Here is a 7,988-nt window from a genome sequence, read left to right as displayed (position 1 = left end):
ACATCAGCCAACCAAACACATAAACTGCCTAGCCGCGCTGACCTCCAGATACATTACACACACCCCACCCAAAGACACAAAACCCCAGGTAAAGATGTTTAAACCTGGCAGTTAAGCAACACAAGTATTGACAACTTCGACGTAAAAATGTTGTTTGCAGGAACAGTTCCACAACGTAACGCAAGTTCACGACCAAGCCACACGAATCAACCATGGCGCTGAATCCCGGCGCCAATGACCCGAGCAAGGCCACCTCCGTTTTCAGGTCTTCAACAGGATTGATTGACGCCACCACTGAGACAGAGTGAGCGTTTCGTCGGCTTAATGAGTCATCTGCGTGGACAACGGCAAGCCTGATTATGAACTGTCACAGTGACGGGGCTCCATCGCAAACATGCGGCGTTTCTAAACTCGCAGGCCCGTATCGGAGGTGACTACAACGACACCGCTTAATCTAGATCTGCTGGATATCGTAGGTCGACCTCGCATACATACAGGAACGCCCCGCCATACATCACGCCCACAGGAGGCACTGCTGGGCGCAGGCTTATCGACTTCTTACGGAAGCTCTGACGGCAGCTGCCAAATCCTTTCACCAGTCGGCGTAAGTCTTACGCCTTGCCGGAGACGAATAACGTAGTTGCCATCCTCCGGCCGGCGGGGAAGGTAAGCGAAGCCTGGAGTGTTCGATATACCGGGGATTGCCTGGAATGCGGGGTCGTAATCGACAACCTGATTGAAAGCGATAAGCTTGCGGTGAAACGCACGTAGCTTACCTATCGAACCTTTCGTTAGCGCTTCGTTGTCCAACATCCAGTGGCCGTGAAGCCTTATAGCTTTGTAGATGGTATTTGTGAGAAATTCACGCTCTACCTCCCACGGTAGATTCTCAGAAACCTCGGTGATTAGAGACTCGTAGCCCGCTTCTTTGATGATCTGGTGAATACGCTGCCTCGATACACCTGCTGCGCGGGCAATCTCGGTCTGAGTCATACCTTCGTCTAGAAGGGTTTGGATCGTTGCTGCGTCCGGTGTCGCCATGACGAATTCCTTTCCATTATTGTCAAGCAAAGCATACCAATATATTTCGCGTGCTTAATAACTGTTTTGGCTAACGATGAAATGGAACCGCCCCGACTACCGAAGGAGTCTCACCTGGACTTTTTCTCAATGATTTAGTCGATGCTCATGCATGGGTACCACCAGATTTGAAGCGGTGGTTCCTCCAAATTTGGAGCACGGACGGGGACATCATATTCGCCAGTCCCGAAGAGCGTAATGGCATCACACGCCTACTGATACTCGAATTCGCCGCAATCGCCCCAGTAATCGATCCCGGTCCGGACTGGGCTCAGTCAGAAACACTCCATAAACAGCCTGATTCCACTCGAGCCTCACAGCCCCCCCCCTGATTCCGCCCATGCTGCAACCCCGCATCGACATTACCCATCCTGGTGAGAAACACAATTGTTTGCGCTAGTGCGCTTCCCAAACCGGTGGTGTTGGGATCTTGATTACTACCTTCGGCTCCAGGCTGGCGAAAGCATGCAGATCCTTCATTATTCGTTCGACCATTAGGTCATCCCAGTCGGGATTCAGCCATTCTTCATCATCGTCCCACCAAGACAGAAACTCACGTTTGGCCTCAACATCGAAGACAACAGCATTGCCGGCAACAAGCTGGGCCAGCAAATCCTCCTCTGCGAACTCCTGCAGCCTGTCGGGATCGTATCGAACAGGAACCGAGGACGACTCAATTACGCGCTTTACCGCTTCACTCATCCTCATATTTCCTCTTCCAGCGACTCTGCAACTGCTTTCCCTAGATCTCTCAAGAGTGAGTTCCACATGACCTGGGTCGATGAGTACGAAAGCCTCAGGCTCGGAAGCCTTAATTCTTGGGGCAATCCCCCACTCAAGTGATGCCGAGAAACGAAAGTTCCTACATTGGATTCACGGGACAAGTTCACCCCGACCAATCAACAACCCGGCGTGCGGTTGAGTAAAAGAGACCCCGAAACACAAAAGTGGCACGGGGAATCAACTGTTTTTGCCTATGCGGATGGTATCAACAACGCTTCGAGCACCAGACACACTTCTTGATTTCAATAATCAAGACCAGGCTCATTGCTACCAACCAGCGCCTACACGAACTTCACACCGGCGAAGTTCTTCTTACCGCGGCGCAGCACAATCCACTTGCCGTGCAGCAGGTCCTCGGCAGCCGGCTCCCACGCTTCGTCCTCGATGCGCTGGTTATTGGCGTACGCGCCACCTTCCTTAATGGTGCGGCGTGCCTCGCCCTTCGACTTGGCAAGACCCGCGGCGACGAGAAGGTCGACAACAGTACGCGGCTCGCCCTCAGCAATCTCCGCAACCTCAGTCTCCGAGACGGCACCTGCCAGGGTGGCCTCGTCCAGCTCGGTCAGCTCAGCACGCCCAAACAGGGCCTGCGCTGCCAGCTCAACTGCCTTGGTGGCCTCTTCGCCGTGAACCAGGTTGGTCATCTCCTGAGCCAGACGACGCTGCGCCTCACGCTTGAACGGACGCTCCGCAACAGCGACCTCGTACTCAGCAATCTCTTCCTGAGACAGGAAGGTGAACCAACGCAGGTAGTCAATAACAACCGAGTCACCAGCGTTGAGGAAGTACTGGTACCAGGAGTACGGCGAGGTCTTTTCAGCATCCAGCCACAGTTTGCCGCCACCGGTAGACTTACCGAACTTCTGACCCTGCGCATCGGTCACCAGCGGCACGGTCAGGCCGTGCACCTTGGCGCCGTCGATACGCCTGTTCAAATCGACACCAGAGACGATGTTGCCCCACTGATCACCGCCGCCAATCTGCAGCACGCAATCGTAGTTGCGGCGCAGCTGCACGTAGTCGTTGGACTGCAGCAGCATGTAGGAAAACTCGGTGTAGGAGATACCGTCAGACTCGAGGCGACGCTTCACAGTGTCGCGATCGAGCATGGTGTTGAGGGAGAAGTTCTTGCCGACATCGCGAAGGAAGTCAATGACGGACATGTTCATAGTCCAGTCCGCATTATTGACCATTGTCGCCGGGGCATCGCCCTCAAAGTCAATAAAACGACGCAGCTGGCCCTTGATGGCCTCCAGGTTGTGCTCAATGGCGTCTTGGCTGAGCATCGAACGCTCACCGACATCACGCGGATCGCCGATGAAGCCCGTGGCGCCACCGGCCAGCGCAATTGGGTGGTGACCGGCCAGCTGGAAACGACGCAGCATAATCATCGGAACCAGGTGGCCCGCGTGCAGCGAATCGCCAGTTGGGTCAAAACCGCAATACAGAGTAATGGGGTTTTCGCACGCCTCGCGCAGCGCGTCAACATCGGTGGACTGATTAATCAGGCCACGCCACTGTAGTTCGTCGATAATGTTCTGTTCAGTCACGTCCCCTATCGTAACGTCTCGCTTGCCGACGTTCACCGCGAGGGTGACCTAGAACTCCTCAACGGCCTTCTTGTGGCGACGATAGGCTGAGACGGAATCGTCCGGAAGCCACAGCCGCCACGGCCGATTCGCCGCTCGCCGAACGCCCACACGCGGGCCTGCGTGGACATCTTTATCCGGGTTGATGCTCTCTGGCTGCGCCACGAACACGCGTGACGACGGATCCAGCGCATCTGCCCCATAGTCATTTAAGTCAAGGCCAAGCGCCTGACCAACATTGCCCGGACCACGTCCGAGACCCGCAACTGCTGGCTTTTCACCGCGGCGACGGCGCACCGCATCCAGGCCCTGCTCAATGCGTACGGAACGGACCAATACTCCCCCGCCCGTGCCGTCCGTAGCGCTGGTGATATTGGCACAAAAGTGGATGCCGTAGGAGCGGTAGATATACCAATGTCCCGCCGGGCCAAACATGGCGCGATTGCGTGCGGTTGGCCCCATGAAGCAGTGCGCGGCCGGGTCGGGATAGCGCTGGTCAACTGGGCCACCATAGGCCTCGACCTCCGTGATGGTGGCGATAACATGCTCAGCGGGGATGACAATTACGCGGCCGAGCAGTGTCTTCGCAGCCTCAATGGGAGCTCCCGACAGCACAGTGCGGTCGAGGGCGCTGTAGCCGTCGGGAAGCGGGAAAGGCAATTACTTGTCCCAGGCGATAGCTTCGTCGGAAAGCATGACCGGAATGCCTTCGTCGATGCGGTAGGCGATCTTCAGGCGAGGATTGACCAGCACCTGCTCATCTTCGAGGTATTCAAGCGGCCCCTTGTCACGCGGGCAAGCGAGGATATCAAGGAGTTTCGGATCAAGGCTCATAGTCCACTACCTTACCGAACTGAATTGCCAGGGTGTCACGCTGACCTTCCAAAGCAATCAGGTTGTCCTGACCGATTGCATCCTGGATCTTCTGAACCGCGGAATGCAGCAGGTCGATGGATTCCCGAGCCGGATTCTCGGCTTTGTGACGCAGACGCTCCGGGACCGCGAGGTAGGAGTTGACTGTCTGCGGCAAGTACTCCTGGATAATGCCGCCGATGACCACCTTCTGCTCGGGATAATCTTTGAGATACTTCCACTCGCTCAGGACGGATTCCAGCGTCGCACCCAGGTCATTTGCGGCGTTGCCAAGAGCTTCGCCAGGCTGGGCATCGAAAAGCCTGCCCAATGTCCGGTGAAGATTCCTACGCAGCTCAGATGGATTGAGCGGGCGACGCTGTGGGATCTCAGGCTTCGGCGCCGAACTAACGGACTTCTGAGCCCCTTTGCTCTGCCTCGGCAACAAAGCAACCGACGCGCCCCAGGCGGCAATCGCAACAACCGGCCACAGGAAACCAAGCCCCACGGTCAGGTGCAGCAGCACGACGGCGATGGCAAGGATGAGCCCGACAATGTTGGCGGGACTGTTGAGAAAGCCACCGCCAGAGGAAGTTCCGGAGGAAGTACCGGAGGATTTACTGGTAGCCACGAATCTCCTTGAACACATCAGCCAGCTCGGTCTCACGGGATTCAAAAACCTTACCACCGGTCAGATTCGCAAGTTCCTGCATTTCTCCCGGATCTGCCTCGCCATAGCGGATGACGAATACCGGCGGCAGATTCCCGCCCTTGGACTGGTAGAAATCACGGAATTCCGCAAAGCTCTTGCCCGACGTCACCTGACCATCGGTCAACACCACGATGGACGGGATGGAGTTTTTATCCGAGCTGCCGAGAAGGTCGAAGGCCTGAATCAGTGCGTCGTAAAGCGCCGTCTCGCCCTCTGCGTACAGACCATCGACGGCGGCGATGAGCTGCGCGCGCGATTCCGGGCCGTCAATTGTCGTGGTCGTGGGCTCGCCGACGCTCGTACTGAACGGCAGGATCGTCGCGATCTCACGGTTTCGCAATCCCACGCTTCCCGTTTCGGTGCGTGCACTGCCGTCGACGATTGCGCGCATTGTCGCCTGTAGATCAGCGATGCGCTCCCCGAACATTGAACCGGAGGTGTCGAGAACGAAGACCGACTCTCCGGGCACGCGCAGGTCGTTATCGTACGCCTCGATGAGACGATCCGTGACTGCGCGATCACCCGGGAACGGCAGCTCGATGATCACGCTGTTGGTCATGCTTTCCGGCAGGTTGGCGTCATCGGAGACCGGGCGCAGGAAGTGGTCGGCGAGAACCTGCGAGTTTGCTTCCAGCCACTGTCCGAGTGCCTCCGTCTGCCGCGCGGCGAGATCATTAGCGGGCTGTGCTAGTGGCGTCAGCGGGTAATCCGCACTGATGACACCGTCGCTCGGAACAACAACTTCCAGGTCAGCGCCCTCTTTATTCATCTGCTGCAACACAGCTTCATAGTTGATGAGCGCATCGACGGAGTCCGACTCATCCAGGAACTTGTCACGCAGCCACCCCGACGAACCCGAGGTCATCTTCTGCCCCTCGAAGAACTTCTGCAGTTCAGGCGTGGTGCGGTTGATATCCCCCGTAGTCAGCGCCGATCCGGTGTCGGCGAACGCGGTCGCAACCGACACCACACCGGAAAAGCCCGAGTTCGATTCCGCGGGGTTGGTCATGCCGTAGGTCAATTTGCCTGACGACGCAGCCTCCGCGATCTCAGCCCACGTCGGCTGCTTGGTATCCCAACCGAGCTCCCGAGCCTTCGCCGAATGGATACCAAAGGCTACCGGCGAGGTGGCGACTTTCTTGGCTTCGCCCAGCTTGTCAGTCCCACCGAGCAGATCAACGTACCGGTTGGTAGCAAACCAAGTGGCATCAAATTGGTTGTCGAATTCGTCTGCGACAAGGGCGTGGCTGTTCTTCACGGTGCCGTCGACAAGCTCGAGGTTAATCGTAAAACCGAGGTCGTCGGAGGCCTTTTGCATCAGTGGCTGGAGCTCTGCAAGCTCCGTGGCCCCGGCGATACGCATGGTCGAGCCCTTGAGGTCAGAATCGACGTCGACTTTGTTGGTCTTCTCCTCGTCGGAGCCCAGCGGCAGGTTCAGGCCACCGTCGGAGCAGGCCGCGACAGCGAAGATGCCGAGCACACCGACGAGGCCAAGAAGCATTTTGCGGAGGGCAGTTAGTGCCTTATACATGTTCATTCGGCTTTACCCCTCTTCCGTTTCCGGCCTCGGCGGGCTCTGGTATCCACGGGAAACACCCTCAATAAGCTGCTCGAGGATGTCGAAACTCGGCGGATCAATGGAGTCCACAAAATCGGTGGAAACCTCCTGGCCCGTCTTCAACTGCGTCTGGAATTCCTCCATCGCCTCAGGCTGGCTGGAGCGGTAACCGTGCTTGGCCGCCAGCTTCTGAAGCTCAGGGTCTTCGGCGAGGAGCCGTGCGACCGCAGCTCCATTGTCGTTAAAACCCAGCGCCACGTGAGTACTCAGAATCGTCGGCGATGGATACGCCAGGCGCATTTCCGGCTTCAACCGGCTGTTCGGGGCACTGTTCTCCCCCAGGAACTGCGACTCGTAAACCATCACCATTGGCTTCGAACCGACACCCTGCGAGAGGTAGTCCGAAAATGGACCAGCCGACGAGGATTCCGTGTACCCCTGGCCGGTGAACAGAGGGGTGAGCTCCGGCAAGACCGCATTGACCTGCCCACTGTCAGACACAATCCGGCCTTCATTGGTAATCCAAGACATGAGCGACAAGTACATCGCGGCCGAGTTCGACGAACGAATGTCCGTCGTGGACATCTGCACCGTGCGCGGCGACGGATAATCGTTCTCCGCGAAGTCACGCCAGCGGACATTGTCGTGCTGCATCGTGGCCAGCGCTGCCATATCTACCTGCCACGCAGTGCCCTGTTGACGAGCAACATTTTCCCGCGCCAATGCCTGCAAGATGTTGTCGAAAGTAGCGATCGCCATCGGTGTGTAGAAGACGTCGTACCGCTCAGCGCCGCTCATTTTCTCGGCAATTTTCTCCGCTGCCGGTGCCGACGACGGGAATGCCAAGTCGAAGGAATCCAGATCCACATCCGTGGCCATCCGACGCGAACCCGCCGTCTTTACTTCCACCACATAGCCGTGAGAGGCAAGAGCCTTCTGGACCTCTTTGTCTTCGAAGAAGGGCTTTTTCTCAGAGCCAACAATCGCCTTGACGACGGTCTTTTCACCACCGAAGAAATCACGGTTTCCTCCGGAGCTGCCACCAGAAAAACCTGGAATACTACCGCCGCGACCGACATAGACTGCAACAGCCGCGATGACAATCAAAATGACTGCAAGAATTGCCCCCGGGCCCATGCACCCTTTCTTGCTACCACTCTGATTTTTATTTTTATCTCGTGAGCTGCGATTTCCACCGCTCGACCGCGTACTTTCCGCCATGAAATTATGGTAAGAGACCCGGCCAAACCTGGCAACAGATATAGAAATAATCAGTAATCTGCGTCACTTCGGGGGGGGGCACCCTGGCATTACAAGGTTACTGGTGGCGTCGGATCGATCCGAGTTACTGACTGCGTTTATGACTGGCGGCGGCGGGTCGAGCCGAGTTACTGACTACGTTTATGACAAAAAT

General features: G+C 56.9%; 8 protein-coding genes. All 8 read right to left on the bottom strand.

What is annotated here, in order from left to right; all coding sequences use genetic code 11:
* Positions 1-558 precede the first annotated feature (558 nt).
* The 8 genes from HMPREF3135_RS09465 to HMPREF3135_RS09430 all read right to left on the bottom strand — a co-directional run bounded on the left by HMPREF3135_RS09465 (position 559) and on the right by HMPREF3135_RS09430 (position 7,711).
* Complete coding sequence (locus HMPREF3135_RS09465; protein ID WP_070439368.1) at positions 559-1,041, bottom strand: sigma factor-like helix-turn-helix DNA-binding protein; 483 nt, start codon at positions 1,039-1,041, stop codon at positions 559-561.
* A 435-nt stretch (positions 1,042-1,476) separates the two neighbouring features.
* Complete coding sequence (locus HMPREF3135_RS09460) at positions 1,477-1,782, bottom strand: hypothetical protein (protein ID WP_070439365.1); 306 nt, start codon at positions 1,780-1,782, stop codon at positions 1,477-1,479.
* A 362-nt stretch (positions 1,783-2,144) separates the two neighbouring features.
* Positions 2,145-3,413 carry a tyrosine--tRNA ligase gene (gene tyrS / locus HMPREF3135_RS09455; RefSeq protein ID WP_126108063.1) on the bottom strand — a complete coding sequence of 423 codons (1,269 nt, stop codon included), beginning with the start codon at positions 3,411-3,413 and terminating at the stop codon, positions 2,145-2,147.
* A 48-nt stretch (positions 3,414-3,461) separates the two neighbouring features.
* Entirely contained in the window at positions 3,462-4,112 is a 651-nt protein-coding gene (locus tag HMPREF3135_RS09450) for a DNA-3-methyladenine glycosylase (RefSeq protein ID WP_049193935.1), read from the bottom strand.
* Positions 4,113-4,286, bottom strand: coding sequence for a Trm112 family protein (locus HMPREF3135_RS09445; protein WP_005511714.1), 174 nt, complete (start codon positions 4,284-4,286; stop codon positions 4,113-4,115).
* Positions 4,276-4,935, bottom strand: coding sequence for a hypothetical protein (locus HMPREF3135_RS09440; protein WP_070439362.1), 660 nt, complete (start codon positions 4,933-4,935; stop codon positions 4,276-4,278). The genes HMPREF3135_RS09445 and HMPREF3135_RS09440 overlap by 11 nt, the downstream gene beginning before the upstream one ends.
* On the bottom strand, positions 4,922-6,553 hold the full coding sequence (locus HMPREF3135_RS09435) for a VWA domain-containing protein (RefSeq protein ID WP_070439359.1): 1,632 nt from the start codon (positions 6,551-6,553) through the stop codon (positions 4,922-4,924). Before HMPREF3135_RS09435 ends, HMPREF3135_RS09440 begins: the two co-directional genes overlap by 14 nt.
* Positions 6,554-6,559: 6 nt before the next feature.
* The gene (locus HMPREF3135_RS09430; protein ID WP_049193938.1) at positions 6,560-7,711 is read right to left on the bottom strand and encodes a hypothetical protein; all 1,152 of its coding nucleotides are present in this window, start codon (positions 7,709-7,711) and stop codon (positions 6,560-6,562) included.
* Positions 7,712-7,988 lie beyond the last annotated feature (277 nt).

This window comes from Corynebacterium sp. HMSC14H10, from assembly GCF_001807105.1.
In the GTDB taxonomy this organism is placed as follows: Bacteria; Actinomycetota; Actinomycetes; order Mycobacteriales; family Mycobacteriaceae; genus Corynebacterium; species Corynebacterium jeikeium_D.
The sequence above is the reverse complement of the archived record's forward strand: the minus strand, read 5'-3'. Positions and strand labels throughout refer to the sequence as shown.